This window comes from Chryseobacterium sp. S90 (assembly GCF_047444895.1).
In the GTDB taxonomy this organism is placed as follows: domain Bacteria; phylum Bacteroidota; class Bacteroidia; order Flavobacteriales; family Weeksellaceae; genus Chryseobacterium.
In genome coordinates this window covers 546759-562352 of the sequence record NZ_JBLGCX010000001.1, presented here as the reverse complement: position 1 = coordinate 562352, position 15594 = coordinate 546759, and the positions used below count along the sequence as shown (strand labels likewise).

Here is a 15594-nt window from a genome sequence, read left to right as displayed (position 1 = left end):
AATCATTATTTTTGCAGCACTGAATAGAAAAAAATAGTTTAAAACAGTGAAAGAACACTGGTGTTTACAGGGTTTTTAAGTTTTAACTAATTGATATTCAGATTAATTAATAGATGTGTAATTTATCAAACTTTAATATAATAATGGAAGAATTAGATCTTATATTAGAATCTGTAAAACAAGACATGGATGCAGCTGTAAAGCACCTGGATCACGCATTTCAAAGAATTAGAGCAGGACGTGCTTCTACATCAATGGTTCAGGATGTAATGGTAGAATACTATGGAGCAATGACTCCTATCAACCAGGTTGCGAATGTTTCTGTTCCGGATGCAATGACAATCTCTATTCAACCTTGGGACAGAACTGCAATCAATGCGATTGAGAAAGCGATCATCAATTCAAACTTAGGTTTCGCACCTTCTAACAACGGAGAAAACATTATTCTGAATGTTCCGCCTTTAACAGAGGAAAGAAGAAAAGAGCTTGCAAAACAGGCTAAAGTGGAAACTGAAAACACTAAAGTAACAGTAAGAAACGCAAGACAGGACGGTTTGAAAGAACTTAAAAAATTAGACGGTGTTTCTGAAGATGTTGTAAAAGGAGTGGAAGAAGAAATCCAGACTTATACAGACAAATATGTAAAGCTTTGCGATGAGCATCTTAAGACAAAAGAAGCTGAAATTATGAAAGTATAATTTTCAGTTGTTGAAAATAAAAGAGAGGTTTCCGATGGGAAGCCTCTTTTTTTTCTTCCAGATAAGCTTGTTCTATTGCTTTTAAACTATGTATTTGGTGTTTTTGTTTAGAACTTTATCGTAAAGAGGGATCATTCCATAATATATTGATGAGTATTTGCGTTAATTCATTATATTTATAGAATTATTCCTGCAGACTTAACTTAAAACAGGAAATTAAACATTTTAAAAGTGATGACGAAGATTATTGGTGTAGGCAACTACATACCATCTGAAACGATAACCAATCTGTTTTTTGATAAGCATATTTTTCTTAATGAAAAGGGTATATTATTAAAAGAAAATAATACATCTATTACAGATAAATTAAAAAAAATTACGGGTATTGAAGAAAGAAGATACGCTCATAGTACAGAGGTTACTTCAGATCTTGGATTTATTGCAGCAAAGGCTGCCATTGAAAATGCGGGAATAGATCCTGAGACATTAGACTATATTATTTTTGCCCATAATTTTGGAGATGTTCGTTTTGGAACAGTTCAATCCGATGCGGTTCCAAGCCTTGCGGCAAGGGTAAAGCATTTATTAGGAATCAGAAATAACTTCTGTGTGGCGTATGATGTCCTTTTTGGATGTCCCGGCTGGATTGAAGGTGTGATACAGGCTAATGCATTTATTAAAGCTGGTATTGCAAAACGATGTCTGGTGATTGGCGGGGAAACTCTTTCCCGTGTAGTCGATATTCATGACAGGGACAGTATGATCTACGCTGATGGAGCAGGAGCGGCTGTTCTGGAAGTAAATAATGATGATGACTCCGGAATAAAGGCCCACTTGTCAGCTTCCTATACCTTTGAGGAGAAAGATTATCTGTATTTTGGGAAATCTTATAACAATGATAAATGCCCGGATACAAAATACATCAAAATGGATGGGCGAAAAATTTATGAATTTGCCTTAGTAAATGTTCCTGATGCCATGAAAAAATGCCTGGACAGCAGTGGATATTCCATTAGTCAGTTAAATAAAATTATCATTCATCAGGCTAATGAAAAAATGGATGAGGCTATTGTTAACAGATTTTACCAATTGTATAATACACCGGTTCCTGAAAATATAATGCCTATGGTCATTCATAAGCTTGGAAACAGCAGTGTGGCGACCATTCCATCTTTGCTGACGATGATTTTAAAGGATGAGCTTGAACATCATAAAATACAGAAAGATGATGTGGTATTATTTGCTTCTGTAGGGGCAGGAATGAATATCAATGCTTTTGTTTACAAATTTTAAAACATAAAAGAATAAAAGAGGTTGTGTCAATGACAAGTGTTAAATCATTTGACTTTTGAAACAACCTCTTTTGCTTTTACAGGCATTCTATTGATCCTTTTTGGTCTTTGTGTTTTAATAGAGACTGATAGGTCTTGAGTAATTCATCTACATTACACTGCACTTCTTTACCTGGAATGTTATCCGCTGTTTTTTCTTTCTGATCAGATTTTATGCTGTATTTCTTTTCAAGGCATTTCAAGGGTTTGTCATTCTGAAGATAGATACGGGTTTCTGTAATATCATCTTTTGTAACAGGTTTTTCGGGAGTACCGCCATCAAAATTCCATACAGTTTCCTGTCTGAATATAAAGAAAGGCTTTCCATCTTTTATAAAATATTTTTCAGATCCGGAGAAATGACTGTGTTCTGCGTAAAAATGCTCAATCACTTTGATCTCATTTTTGTCCGAATGGAAAGTAACTTCCCCTGAAGGTTCATCATTACAATCATAAGTAAATTTTGATTGACTTAGTTTTTTAGCCTCCAATTGAGCCTGAAGGGCAGCATACCCTTTTTTAATCTGATCAATTGGATCTTCCGCAGTGCTGGTCTGTGCAGAATCCTTTTTGGCAACAGAACTGTCTATTGAAGCAGATTCTTTATGAACTGCTTTATCATTTTTACATGAAATAACAAGAAATAAACTTGCTGTGAGAAATAGAATTTTCATAAGACAAATGGTTTGGTGGTGGATAAAAATAAAAAAATAATGCCATGAAAAAGGCTTTCGATTGAAAGCCTTAGTTTTTATTTGCAATTTTCATTGTAATCATAAATCACTTCATTGATAATTGAAAGTTTATCTACTGTAGCATTGCTGATTTCATCTCTGATAAATTTCCCGAAACCGGATCTCTTCTTTTCTTCATTTTTAAGAGAACCATATTCTCCTTTTGCTATTTTTGCTTTTACATATGGACAGTCTGCAAGGATGACTTTTGCTTTTGCAGGAGTAAGTTCTTCCACTTTTCCGCCTTTTTTAGAAAAGATATAATTCGGATTTTCTCTTAAACGGTCTGTTTCTGCCTGTGTAATTGCCTGCGTGCTGTTGGGAGAAAGAGCTGTAGGATAACCATAGAGTTTATAAACGGTTACTTTACCCTCTGTCACTACTTCTGCGAACTGATCTGTTCTTGAAAGATTATTGATCGCTTTAAAACCTGCTGACAACCCTGTTAAGCTTTCAGAACTGTTTAAAGCTTCTCTCATGTTCGAATATTTTACCGATTTAAAGATTCTTGGAGTATCACCTTCATACACCATATATTCTTTAATATCGCCTGTGTCGTAGGTTTTGAATTTGATCTTGTTTTTTACTTTGTCAATATCAGCAATGGCTGCAAATTTTACTTTTAACTGATTTTGCCACGGACTGGAATATCCTCCGTGCAGATGGACAACGCCTTCAGTCTTTTTTCCGGATTTGTCAATGATGTAGCCGTATTTTTCACCGTTGTAGGTTCCGTTTTCATCCTGATCCTGAGCATAAGCATTCAGGGATACAAGACCGAAAAGGCCAATAAGTAGTAATTTCTTCATGGTATTGTTTTTAAGTTCCAGCAAATATAATTTTTTATATTCAAAATAACTCAACAAAAAAGCTCCGAAAAAAAATCGGAGCTTTTTACTTTTATTATTGATATCAGAATTATTGATATCTCTGATGTTCTTTACTTTTGGTAAACTTTTTAGTTATAGGTTTGAATAGTGCTTTGTATTTTTCAGCATCAAATAATTGTGAATCCGTAAGGGCTTTATACGTCATCCAGACTCCAAAAGGAAGAAGGATCAGGTTAGGAAGCCACGCGGCAAGGTAAGGATTCATTTTTCCGCTCCATGACATGTTTTCTACCCCAACATTCATTACATAGAAAATAATGAAAATCACAATAGCGATGATTACCGGAAGCCCCATTCCTCCTTTTCTGATGATAGAACCTAAACTGGCTCCAATCAGGAAGAAGATAATACAGGTCACCGAATATGCTACAATTCTCTGTTGATAAATAACAACCTTGCTGAAATATTTTACATTGGAACTATATTCATTCTTCTTAGACTCCAGTGTAGACTTCAGGTTATCCAGTCTGGTGTACGAATTATAAAGGATTTCAAGCTTTTTTTCTCCTTTTACCGTATCTAACTTGATCTGTGTTTTTGGAGCTACTTTATGCTTATTGCCTTTATCCATATAAGTCACAACGGAATTGGTCTGGTTAAGAATCTCGGAGCCAATATTATCAAAGAACTGCTTATTATCTTTTTTGTTTTTGCTAATTGTTCCGTCAAGCTGATTGTAAGTCTGAAAACGGTAGTCATCCGTGATCTGCTCTTTTTCGATCGCTTTATTAATGATTTCACTGATGTCAAAGTGAGAAACCAATGTGTCAAATTTAATGGCCTGATCGGGTTGTTTCTGTCTTACATTATCTCCTTTTCCGGCAAAGGCATCTTCAAATACATATCCGTTATATAAAACAAGCTTCAGGAAATTCTTATTAGCTGCAGGAACAAATTTTCCTTTTTCTGCTACAACAGATTGTTGATTTTCGTAAGCATTGGCTTTTTTATGTACAAAAACTCCTTCAATATTTTCTCCGTTTTCTCCGTATATTTTGTCAAACTTTACCATATAACCGGGGATCTGATCAATAAATTGGCCCGGAGTAAAGTTGATTGCCGGTTTTGTCTGGGCAATATTAAAAAGCATATTCTTAGCCTTTTTCTGAAAATCCGGGATAATATTATTGGAGAAGAAAAACAACATAATGGCAAGCGCTGTTGAAATTCCCAGTAGGGGAGTCATTACTCTGGTCAAAGGAATTCCTGCCGCTTTCATTGCTGCGAGCTCATACCGTTCCCCAAATTCTCCAAACGACATAATACTCGCAAGGAGAATAGTAAGCGGTAACACCATGCTGATGACGTTTACCCCAAGATAAAAAAGAAGTTTAAGGATCTGCCAGTAGCTTAATCCTTTTCCCATAAACTGTCCTAACTGAACCCAGATAATGTTTACAATAAAAATAAAAAACAATACGCTGAATATAAAGAAAAACGGTCCAAAGAAGGTTTTTATGATATATCGGTCTAGTATTTTTAACATGCGCCAAAATTAATCAAAAAGCCACAAAGTTTTACTTGTGGCTTTTTATATTTTGTTATTTTTTTAACTTAAAAAGCAAATTTGCTCATTTGCCAATTCACTTTCAGCTTTTTAAAGTTCCGTAATTACGTAATTTTTAAACTTATTCTTGTCAAAAACAAACATATTAGGGTCCAGTTGCTGATTTTCTTTGTATTCTTTAATCGCAATTACGGCCACATCTTTGTTGTTTCCGTGTTGTTCCAGCTTTACCATTTGTTTTTTAGCAGAATCTACAAAAAGATATACGAACTGTATTCCGTTTGCTTTTACCGGTGTCAGTTTAATGAAATCAGCATTCACACCATTTACCATCTTCTTACCGTTATATGTTACATTGTAATCGTTTCTGTAAGTTGTAAGGTAGTTGATAGGGGAGAACATGGTGCCGCTTCCGTTAGGCTTAGCGACTGTTACTTCCATATCATCTGCATTGATATTGTAAATCTTGCTTCCATCAAAGATCTGTTCCGTATCCATGATCTTCAGTTTGTATTTTTCTCCCGCAGCATAATAAATACCTGGTTCAGTTTTCGTCACCTGCCCGTTAAGGCCGCTTCCAAAAGAAAATTTGAAGTAAGAATTCTTTTTAGAATTGTAGTTGGCTGTAATATCATCCAATATCTTTTTAGCCTTAGCATCAATCTTCTGAGCATTGGCTATACCTACTGCACCTACAACAAAACTTCCTAATATAACTTTTGAAATAATATTTTTCATTTTTTTATTTAATAATCTTTAGACATTTTAAATTTTGAAAGGTTAAATCATTCAATTTTTCCCTTAACTACGCAAGTCTTCCAAAAACTGTTCCAAAGAATGAAGATCACTGATCAGGACCTCTCTTGCTTTAGCTCCGTTAAAACCTCCCACGATACCGCTGGCTTCAAGCTGATCCATAATTCTTCCGGCTCTGTTGTATCCCAGTTTCAATTGTCTCTGAAGCATTGAGGTAGAACCTTGTTGGGTAGAAACGATAATTCTTGCTGCTTCTTCAAATAAAGCATCTTTTTCGTTCGGGTCAAAAGCACCTACTGTACTTGTAGAGTCTTCAGAAACATATTCAGGAAGTAAGAATGCAGAAGCATATCCTTTCTGTTCTCCAATAAACTCAGCAAGTCTTTCTACCTCTGGTGTATCTACGAAAGCACATTGAAGTCTTAATATCTCATTTCCATTGAAATAAAGCATATCACCTTTACCAATCAGCTGATCTGCTCCCGGAGAATCGAGAATCGTTCTGGAGTCTACACTGGAGATTACTCTGAAGGCAGCTCTTGCAGGGAAGTTGGCTTTAATCATACCTGTAATTACGTTTACAGACGGTCTTTGTGTTGCTACGATAAGGTGAATTCCTACGGCTCTTGCAAGCTGTGCCAGTCTGGCAATTGGTAATTCTACCTCTTTTCCTGCAGTCATGATCAAATCTGCAAACTCGTCTACTACCAATACAATATAAGGTAAGAAACGGTGTCCGTTTTCAGGGTTTAATTTTCTTTCTGCAAATTTCTTGTTGTATTCTTTCAGGTTTTTACAGAAAGCATTTTTAAGAAGATCATATCGTGTGTCCATCTCAATACAAAGAGAGTTCAGTGTATTGATTACTTTATTGGTATCTGTAATGATTGCTTCTTCTGCATCCGGCAGTTTTGCTAAATAATGTCTTTCAATTTTTGAATATAAAGAAAGTTCCACTTTTTTAGGATCCACCATAACAAACTTCAGTTCACTTGGGTGTTTTTTATAAAGAAGTGAGGTAAGGATTGCATTAATCCCTACAGATTTGCCCTGACCTGTTGCACCCGCCATCAGTAAGTGAGGCATCTTTGAAAGATCGGCCATAAAAATTTCGTTAGAAATCGTTTTTCCGAAAACCACCGGAAGATCCATGTCTGTATTCTGGAATTTCTGAGAAGCAATTACAGAACGCATAGAAACCATGGTAGGGTTTTTTCTTGGTACCTCAATACCAATTGTTCCTTTCCCTGGCATCGGAGCAATAATCCTGATTCCTAAAGCAGAAAGGTTCAATGCAATATCATCCTGAAGTTTTTTAATAGCTGCTACTCTGATTCCCGCTTCCGGTACAATTTCATATAATGTAACAGTAGGACCTATTGTTGCCTTGATCTCTGCGATTCCGACGTTGAAGTTTTTCAGAAGCCCAACGATCTTGTTTTTATTTTCTTCTAATTCTTCTTTATTGATGGAAATTTCTTCACTGCCATAATCTTTCAGTAATTCTACAGGCGGCATTTGGAATTTAGCCAGATCAAGCTTGTGATCATATAAACCATGCTTTTCTATCAATTCCTGAGATTTTTTATCAGAATCATCCAGAATGTCAATTACGGGAGCTACTTCTACATTGAATTTAATGTTTTCCTGTGCCGGTGCAGTGTTTACAGCAGAAGATGGAGCAGATGGTCTGATATCAAATGCTTCTTCCGGAGAAGAAACCGGAACAATAGGTTTTGTAGAAAGATTTAAACTTACCGGCTGGGCAACCTCTCTCGGCTCCGCTTCAAAAGAAGTGTGGTTTGGAGTCGTAATGGTTTCTATATCGGTTGAAACCGGAACTTCCGGAAATCCTTTCGGAACACTTACAGGTTCTGGTTCTTTTACTGTATGGATTGAATTGTTGGAAGTGCTATTGGTAACATCACTTACCGTAACACGCGATGGAGCTGTTTCTTCAATTTCTTCAGCTTCTTCTTTCAATTCCTCATCTGCCTCGAAGTCATCATTAGAATCAGGAATCATAGATTTTACTTTTCCAATAGTATTTTCATTGATCTTATCCAGTTTTGCTTTGATAGAACTTGGACGAAGATTAAACTCAAGAATAAAATATAAAAGGATACTTGCTGCCAATACAGTCCATAGACCTACCGTTCCAATAATAGAATTAAGATAATCCATAATCTGAAACCCGTACACTCCTCCTAAAACACCTTGTCCTTTAGTAAGTGCTCCCATAAAAATCGGAAGCCAGCAGATAAAAAACAAAGAGTGCCCGAAGGTTTTCCATGGTTTGAAGATTTTCTTCTTAAGAATCAGCGTACCCACAACAAGAAATAAAAATGCAATGATGAATGAAGCAATACCGATACTTTCGAAAATGAAAATATTCCCCAGCCAGTCACCTGCCTTGCCAAAGATATTGGAAGATTTTATACTCTTGTCAAGCATTGTTCCGGCCTGGCTTTGATCTGCTTTCCAGTTCATTAAATAAGAAATGAATGAGAATGCAAGAACAGCCGATAAAAGTATAAAAGTAAGCCCCGAAAAAATACGTGGCTTAGATAAAATTTTGCCTGTTTCAGGCGATTCAGTCTGTTTTTTTTGTGTCTTTTTATCCATAATATCAATGTCGCAAATTTAATGTTTTTTCAACACTAAAAGAATCTTTTTTCTCCAAAAAACTTTTTGGAAATCCCCGATTTTTACAACGATTATTTAAAATTTGATTAAAAAATATTGTTTGCAATAATAAATAAAAATAGGGCTATTTTTTTTGTTATTGCAAATCTGATGCTGTTAAATTATATTAACTCATTCATATTTGTTTTTATTTAAAAAAGATAATAAAATTTCTGATTTAAATATAAAGGAATGAAAAAAATAATACTATTAAAAATTATGATTGACATTATTAAGATCAGATGTGTTTTTTGAACTAGTTCAAAGGTCAGGATTTGAAACAGTTATAATTTTGTCTCAGAAAATTTCATGTATGGAAAACAGATTCAAAATTATTCTGACCTTAGGTCTGATATTTATTTCAATGATTACAATCAACGCACAAAAACAAAAAATGGAAAACACCGCATTATTAATTATCGATGTACAAAATGATTATTTCCCCGGAGGAAAAATGATATTGGAAAATGCTGAGCAGGCTGGAGAAAACACCAAAAGGATTTTAGAATATTTTAGGAAAAATAATCTTCCTGTCATTCATATTAAGCATATTTCAACGAATGAGGGAGCTACTTTTTTTCTTCCGGATACGGCTGGAGCCAAGATTAATCAGTTGGTTTTACCTGAAGAAGACGAAAAAGTAATCACGAAGCATTTTCCCAACAGTTTCCGGGAAACGGATCTCCTGAACTATCTTCAGTCGAACAAAGTCAAAAATCTGGTCATTACAGGAATGATGACGGATGTTTGTGTAGAAGCAACTACGAGAGCGGCTTTCGACTTTGGATTTAATAATACAATTATTGGAGATGCTACAGCAACCAGAAACCGGGAATTGAATGGGGAAGTGGTAAAGGCTGCAGAAGTTCAAAGATCTTTTTTAGCAGGAATCTCTGCTCTTGGGAACCTGTATGCTCATGTAATAAATACAAAAGAATTTTTAAGTAAGTAGGTTTTAAAGTGAACCTGTTTTGGTTACGCAAAGGCGCAAAATGATATTAAAAATTGTGCTGTAAGGCGCAAAGATTTTATCTCCGATAAAATTTAAACAGGTTATCTTGCTGAAAACTTCGGTTTCCTTGTGTCTTAAAATAAACAATACGAATGATAAAACCTTGCGTCTTTGCGTTTACCCAACAAAAAAAATGAAGTTCCATTGCTTAAGAACAAAAATAACTTAACATAACTTAATTGAATAAAGGTGTCAATAATTTTGATACCTTTATTTTGCTTAAATAAAACAATGTTCGATTTACTTCTTAAAAATATCAGTCAATATATACATCTTTCCCAAGAGGATTTCAGCCGGTTTATGAAGCCTTTTGAATACAGAAAATTTAAAAAGAAAGAAGTTGTTCTCAAAGAAGGGAACTATTGTAATTTTGAAGGATTTGTTTTGAGTGGCTGTTTCAAAATCTATTACCTGAATGAAAACGGATTTGAACAAATCTTGTATTTTGCAGTAGAAGGATGGTGGATCACGGATATCGACAGTTTAATCAATAATGTTCCGAGTATTCTGAATATTGAAGCTCTTGAAGAAAGCGAAGTATTGATGATTTCCAAAAAAGATAAAGAACATTTGTATGAGACCATGCCTCAGATAGAAAAACTTTTCAGGATCATGAACCAGAAATCTTCAGTAGCATTGCAGAGAAGAATACTTTCATTAACGGGTAAAACGGCAGATAAACGTTATCTTGAATTTCTTGAAAAATATCCCGGATTGGAACAACGACTTACCCAGCAGCAGGTTGCAGCTTATTTGGGAATAACACATGAATTTTTAAGTAAAATCAGAAAGAAAATTCTTTAATAGTATTGACCATTTTTGGAAGTTTCAGAATCAATTGCTGAGATTAAAGATAGAAGCCTTCAATCGTGGATATAGGTATTATGAATCTTTATTTCTGTGGTTTTGGAAATTGAATTTTTCCTAATGCTTTCAGGCTTATTAAGAACGTTTCAAAATAAGCAAAACGGAGGCCAAAGTGACAAAAAACAGCTTTTTTTAAGCTCTTTGTGGTTTATCATGCTTATTTTTGCATGTCAAGTACAATAAATCATGAAGAAGCTCCAAGATATTCTTATCTCAACCAGGACAATGGCTGTATTGTTGCTGGTGTACGCATTTGCAATGGCTTATGCAACGTTCTTAGAAAACGACTACGGAACTCCTACAGCAAAAGCATTAATTTATGAGGCCAAGTGGTTCGAACTGATCATGGTCCTGCTCATTCTTAACTTCATAGGAAATATCGGAAGATACAGACTATGGAAAAGAGAGAAATGGCCGGTTCTTGTTTTTCACCTTGCCTTTATCTTTATTTTTATCGGTGGTGCCATCACAAGATACATCAGTTTTGAAGGGCAAATGCACATCAGAGAAGGTGAAACTTCAAACGAGATCGTAACGGATAAAAATTTCTTTAAAATTCAGATCGAAGAGAAAGGTGATGTGCTGAATTACCAGGATGTTCCTTATCTGATGTCTCCTTTGAACAAAGATTTAAAAGCAACGTATGATTTCCACGGAAAAGAAGTGAAAGTGTTTGCTAAAGAATATATTCAAAGAAAAAAAGACAGTCTTGTCGCTGAGCCAAACGGTGCAGAATATCTTCATCTGGTTTCTACCGGAAACACCGGAAGACAGAACATTTACATCAAACCGGGTGAGACAAAATCGATCAACGGAACTTTGGTGACGTTCAACAGAGCGATTGAAGGAGCAGTTGAATTCAAAAATGAGGGAGGAAAATTATTCATCAAAACTCCTGTAGATGCAAGCTATATGACCATGGCTACTCAGGCAACAGGAAGTACTGTGAAAAATGAGTTTCAGCCTTTGGCACTGAGAAGTTTATATACCATCAACGAATTGAAGCTTGTAGTACCTGAAGGTCTTAAAAAAGGAAGACTGATCGCGATTGAAGGTGACAGAAAGAAAGATGCCAATGTTCCTGATATGCTTCAGATTGAGCTTCAGGGCCCAAAAACAAAACAATTGGTAGACCTTTCTGTTGAAAAAGGAAATCCTAATGCTTACAAGCAGGTGACTATGGATGGTTTAAACATCATGGTTGGATTCGGACCTAAAGTATACAATACTCCTTTCGCCTTGAAGTTGGATGACTTCATTATGGAAACTTATCCTGGGAGTTCATCTCCAAGTGCTTATGAAAGTCATGTAAAAATCATTGATGAGGGTAAAGAAACCCCTTATAAAATCTATATGAATCACGTTCTTAACCATAAAGGATACCGTTTTTTCCAGTCAAGTTTTGATCCGGACAGAATGGGAACAGTTCTTTCTGTAAACCATGATTACTGGGGAACTTTGATTTCTTATATCGGATACGGACTTTTATTCTTAGGAATGTTTGTGATCTTCTTCTGGAAAGGAACTCACTTCTGGAAACTGAATAAAATGCTGACTGATGCCAACAAAAAGAAAACAAAAGCAGCAACAATACTTTTAGTGTTTTTAAGCTTAGGGTTGAACGCACAAAAAATCGAAACTCACGGGACTACGGACGGAAGCAGAGAACACATTCATGTAGAAGGTGATAATCATACCCATGCTCCGGCTCCATCTGCTCAACCGCTTGATGGCGCTGCTCCAAAGCAGAATTCTCTGGCTACACCGATGGGTAAAATGAGATCTATCACTCCGGATGAAATTATTGCCAGAAACAAAATCAGTAAAGAACATGCTGATAAATTCGGATATCTTTTGGTACAAAGTTTTGAAGGAAGAATTGTTCCTATCAATACAGAAGCATTGGATGTTTTAAGAAAATTATACAAAAAAGACGAATTTAAAGGAACAGACGGAAAGTATCTGACTGCCAACCAATGGTTCCTTTCAATCAATACAGACACACCAAGCTGGACTATGGTTCCGATGATCAAAGTGGGAACGAAAGGAGGTGATGAACTGAAAAATAAAACAAAGGCAGATGAAGACGGATATACTTCACTGATGAACCTTTTCCCGGCAGATGCCAATGGTAATCTAACATATATCTTAGAGCATGATTATAATACGGCATTCCGTAAAAAACCAGCTGAACAAACGAACTACGACAAAGAAGTAATTGCTGTAAACGAGAGGGTACAGATCTTCAATGAGTTCTTCAGCGGTCAGTTTATGAGAATTGTTCCTGTGAAAAATGATGCCAACCACACATGGCATTCATGGTTAGATCAAAAATTTGAACCGGACATGGAATCTCAGCAGGTGATGGGACCTTATTTTGCTGAAGCTCTTACCGCACAGAAAACAGGTGATTGGAGTAAAGCGGATGCTGAGTTAGCGAAGCTTTCAGAATACCAGCAGAAATGGGGTAAAGCAGTAGTTCCAGCAAAATCTAAAGTTGATCTTGAGGTTTTCATGAATAAAGCAGATATTAACTTTAAACTCTTGATTTTTTATACTATTATCGGAGGACTCCTTTTAATCTTAGGATTTGTTGAGCTGTTTAAATCCAATAAAGTTTTAAATAAAATCATCAAAGTAATCATCGCGGTTGGTTTAGTAGGATATCTTTGTCATTTCTTAGGACTTGTGGCAAGATGGTATATTTCAGGACATGCACCTTGGAGTAACGGATATGAAGCTATTATCTTCATCTCTTGGGTAGGTATTACGGCAGGTTTATTATTATACAGAAATTCCAATGCATTAATTCCTGCAGCCGGATTTATGGTGGCAGTTATTATGATGGGATTTGCTCACGGAGGTTCAGCTCTTGATCCACAGATCACGCCGCTTGTTCCGGTACTGAAATCTTATTGGTTAATTGTTCACGTAGCCATTATTACATCCAGTTATGGATTCTTCGCCCTGTCGATGATTATTGCTGTGATCTCATTAGTATTCTACATAATATCCAATAAAGAAACTTATAAAATTCACCACGATACTACATTAAAGGAATTGGTAATTGTTTCTGAAATGTCATTAACCATCGGATTGTTTGCATTAACAGTAGGAAACTTCTTAGGGGGAATCTGGGCAAACGAATCATGGGGAAGATACTGGAGCTGGGACCCGAAAGAAACATGGGCGTTCATTTCCATCATGGTATATGCATTTGTACTGCACATGAGATTAGTACCTGGATTGAGAAGCAGATGGGCATTCCACGTAGCAACGATGTTTGCATTCTGCTCAATGGTAATGACTTATTTTGGGGTAAACTACTACTTAAGCGGACTTCACTCCTATGCAGCGGGAGATCCGGTACCAGTACCGGCTTGGGTATACATCGGAATAGGAACAATGATTCTTTTATCAGCTGTTTCTTATTTCAAGTTTAAAACCTTAACGAAGAAATAAAAAATTCAACATATCAATTAAAATCCCGGAATTTATTTTCCGGGATTTTTTTATTCCTGTTGTTTTGGCATTTTGGGGAGCTGTTTTAACGCTAAGTTCGCAATGATGTATAGTATGATGAATATTGCTCGCGAAGGCGTTTTACTCAGCAAAATGAGGAGAGTCTTAGCTAAACGAAGTGCCTTAGAGTACAAAGTAAAGCACTAATAATAAATTAACTTCGTGAACTTTGCGCTTAGTTAAATATCTCGAATCACGAAACCCATATCAAAAAACTCACAATTCATAACTCATAATTCAAAATTTATTACCATCTTTATGATATCAAAATAATATCAAATTAAAATTCAATCATGGAAAAAACATTAAAACCTATGTCGGGTTATCTTACACTGGTCATCTGCCTTGCCTTGTTTGTGGCAGCAGTTTACTTTTTTGTTAGTGGAGTAGATCAAAGTATAGCCTATGTGGTTATCGCCATGCTTTGCTTTCTTCTTTCGTGCTTTTTCTTAAAAGGCTTAATGATTATTCAACCCAACCACTCAAGAGTGCTGAACTTTTTTGGAAAATATGTTGGGAGTGTAAAAGAAAACGGATTATTCTTCATCAATCCTTTGTATTCATCACAGAAAATTTCTTTACGTTCTGAAAATTTACAAGGGCAGACTTTGAAAGTAAACGATAAAATGGGAAATCCAATTGAAATTGCGGTTGTCATCGTCTGGAAAGTGGGAGATACTTATAAAGCAGCTTTTGATGTGGAGCGCTATTCTGATTTCGTGAAAATGCAGAGTGAAGCAGCAGTACGTCATTTGGCAATGAGCTTTCCTTATGATAATTTAGAGGATGATCATGCTCCGATTACGTTGAGAGAAGGTGGAGATAAAATCAATTCTATTTTGGAGCAGGAACTTACAGACCGTCTTTCAAAAGCAGGAATTGTGATTCAGGAGGCCAGGATTTCGCATTTGGCTTATGCGTCGGAAATTGCAGGAGCTATGCTTCAGAGACAGCAGGCAACGGCTATCGTAGCAGCAAGAACCAAGATTGTGGAAGGTGCTGTAGGAATGGTAGACCTTGCATTGAAAAAACTTTCAGAAGAGAATATTGTTGAGCTTGATGATGAAAGAAAAGCAGCAATGGTAAGCAATTTAATGGTGGTTCTTTGCGGAGAAAAAGCTGCAACACCGGTATTAAATGCAGGAACACTTTATAATTAAAAGTGAAAAATTAATAAGTAGATTGTAGTGTGTGTATTTTCTACACTACAATAGTCAGAATAATGTTAGAGAATTTAGAAAATGAAATCAGAAAAAGCTCAGAACTCTTCAGAAAGCAAAAGCAAAAAATCTTTTGTGATAAGGATAGATGAGTCTACTTATAAACTCCTCGAAAAGTGGGCCAATGATGACTTCAGAAGTGTGAACGGACAGATAGAATACCTGTTGCATCAAAGCCTGGTTAATGCAGGGAGGAAGAAGAAAGAGTAGTTTGAAAAAGATGAATTGTGAAGTATACATGCTATTTTCAGGGAATATAGCTGTTAAAAGACGGTACTTCTTCTCTTTTTGAAATTACAGAAAATATAAAAAAGGATTCTTTTTTTAGCTTTTCAATAAATAAATAACAATTCAATTAACCCTATACCAAAA

General features: G+C 35.8%; 12 protein-coding genes. 7 read left to right on the top strand and 5 right to left on the bottom strand.

What is annotated here, in order from left to right:
• The first annotated feature begins 143 nt into the window (after positions 1–143).
• Positions 144–698, top strand: a complete 555-nt coding sequence (gene frr, locus ACLMCG_RS02705; protein ID WP_047422796.1) for a ribosome recycling factor — start codon at positions 144–146, stop codon at positions 696–698.
• Positions 699–929: 231 nt separating this feature from the next.
• Positions 930–1991, top strand: a complete 1062-nt coding sequence (locus tag ACLMCG_RS02700) for a 3-oxoacyl-ACP synthase III family protein (protein ID WP_413958692.1) — start codon at positions 930–932, stop codon at positions 1989–1991.
• Between the two features lie 76 nt (positions 1992–2067).
• Here the strand turns inward: ACLMCG_RS02700 and ACLMCG_RS02695 are convergent, their stop codons facing one another.
• The 5 genes from ACLMCG_RS02695 to ACLMCG_RS02675 form a co-directional block, all read right to left on the bottom strand.
• Positions 2068–2703: a hypothetical protein gene (locus ACLMCG_RS02695; protein ID WP_413958691.1), complete on the bottom strand. Its 636-nt coding sequence runs from the start codon at positions 2701–2703 to the stop codon at positions 2068–2070.
• Positions 2704–2780: 77 nt separating this feature from the next.
• Positions 2781–3572 (bottom strand): hypothetical protein, encoded by a 792-nt coding sequence (locus tag ACLMCG_RS02690; RefSeq protein ID WP_223598758.1) that lies wholly within the window; start codon positions 3570–3572, stop codon positions 2781–2783.
• A 109-nt stretch (positions 3573–3681) separates the two neighbouring features.
• Entirely contained in the window at positions 3682–5139 is a 1458-nt protein-coding gene (locus tag ACLMCG_RS02685) for an LptF/LptG family permease (RefSeq protein WP_413958690.1), read from the bottom strand.
• Positions 5140–5250: 111 nt separating this feature from the next.
• On the bottom strand, positions 5251–5898 hold the full coding sequence (locus ACLMCG_RS02680) for a LolA family protein (protein ID WP_223598756.1): 648 nt from the start codon (positions 5896–5898) through the stop codon (positions 5251–5253).
• A 63-nt stretch (positions 5899–5961) separates the two neighbouring features.
• A complete protein-coding gene (locus ACLMCG_RS02675) occupies positions 5962–8541 on the bottom strand; it encodes a DNA translocase FtsK 4TM domain-containing protein (RefSeq protein ID WP_413958689.1) in 2580 nt (859 codons plus the stop codon).
• Positions 8542–8914: 373 nt separating this feature from the next.
• On the opposite strand from ACLMCG_RS02675, the gene ACLMCG_RS02670 reads away from it, so the two are divergent.
• The 5 genes from ACLMCG_RS02670 (at position 8915) to ACLMCG_RS02650 (ending at position 15432) form a co-directional block, all read left to right on the top strand.
• On the top strand, positions 8915–9553 hold the full coding sequence (locus ACLMCG_RS02670; RefSeq protein WP_413958688.1) for a cysteine hydrolase family protein: 639 nt from the start codon (positions 8915–8917) through the stop codon (positions 9551–9553).
• 291 nt (positions 9554–9844) lie between these two features.
• A complete protein-coding gene (locus ACLMCG_RS02665) occupies positions 9845–10417 on the top strand; it encodes a Crp/Fnr family transcriptional regulator (protein ID WP_413958687.1) in 573 nt (190 codons plus the stop codon).
• Positions 10418–10666: 249 nt separating this feature from the next.
• Positions 10667–13942, top strand: a complete 3276-nt coding sequence (gene ccsA / locus ACLMCG_RS02660) for a cytochrome c biogenesis protein CcsA (RefSeq protein WP_413958686.1) — start codon at positions 10667–10669, stop codon at positions 13940–13942.
• A gap of 353 nt (positions 13943–14295) precedes the next feature.
• Entirely contained in the window at positions 14296–15162 is an 867-nt protein-coding gene (locus tag ACLMCG_RS02655) for an SPFH domain-containing protein (RefSeq protein ID WP_047422804.1), read from the top strand.
• Between the two features lie 81 nt (positions 15163–15243).
• On the top strand, positions 15244–15432 hold the full coding sequence (locus ACLMCG_RS02650) for an Arc family DNA binding domain-containing protein (RefSeq protein ID WP_223598751.1): 189 nt from the start codon (positions 15244–15246) through the stop codon (positions 15430–15432).
• The last annotated feature ends 162 nt before the right edge of the window (positions 15433–15594 follow it).

Coding starts and splice junctions, on each gene's coding strand:
- frr (WP_047422796.1), top strand. CDS start 144: ATGGAAGAATTAGATCTTATATTAGAATCTGTAAAACAAGACATGGAT.
- ACLMCG_RS02695 (WP_413958691.1), bottom strand. CDS start 2,703: ATGAAAATTCTATTTCTCACAGCAAGTTTATTTCTTGTTATTTCATGT.
- ACLMCG_RS02690 (WP_223598758.1), bottom strand. CDS start 3,572: ATGAAGAAATTACTACTTATTGGCCTTTTCGGTCTTGTATCCCTGAAT.
- ACLMCG_RS02685 (WP_413958690.1), bottom strand. CDS start 5,139: ATGTTAAAAATACTAGACCGATATATCATAAAAACCTTCTTTGGACCG.
- ACLMCG_RS02680 (WP_223598756.1), bottom strand. CDS start 5,898: ATGAAAAATATTATTTCAAAAGTTATATTAGGAAGTTTTGTTGTAGGT.
- ACLMCG_RS02675 (WP_413958689.1), bottom strand. CDS start 8,541: ATGGATAAAAAGACACAAAAAAAACAGACTGAATCGCCTGAAACAGGC.
- ACLMCG_RS02670 (WP_413958688.1), top strand. CDS start 8,915: ATGGAAAACAGATTCAAAATTATTCTGACCTTAGGTCTGATATTTATT.
- ACLMCG_RS02665 (WP_413958687.1), top strand. CDS start 9,845: ATGTTCGATTTACTTCTTAAAAATATCAGTCAATATATACATCTTTCC.
- ccsA (WP_413958686.1), top strand. CDS start 10,667: ATGAAGAAGCTCCAAGATATTCTTATCTCAACCAGGACAATGGCTGTA.
- ACLMCG_RS02655 (WP_047422804.1), top strand. CDS start 14,296: ATGGAAAAAACATTAAAACCTATGTCGGGTTATCTTACACTGGTCATC.
- ACLMCG_RS02650 (WP_223598751.1), top strand. CDS start 15,244: ATGAAATCAGAAAAAGCTCAGAACTCTTCAGAAAGCAAAAGCAAAAAA.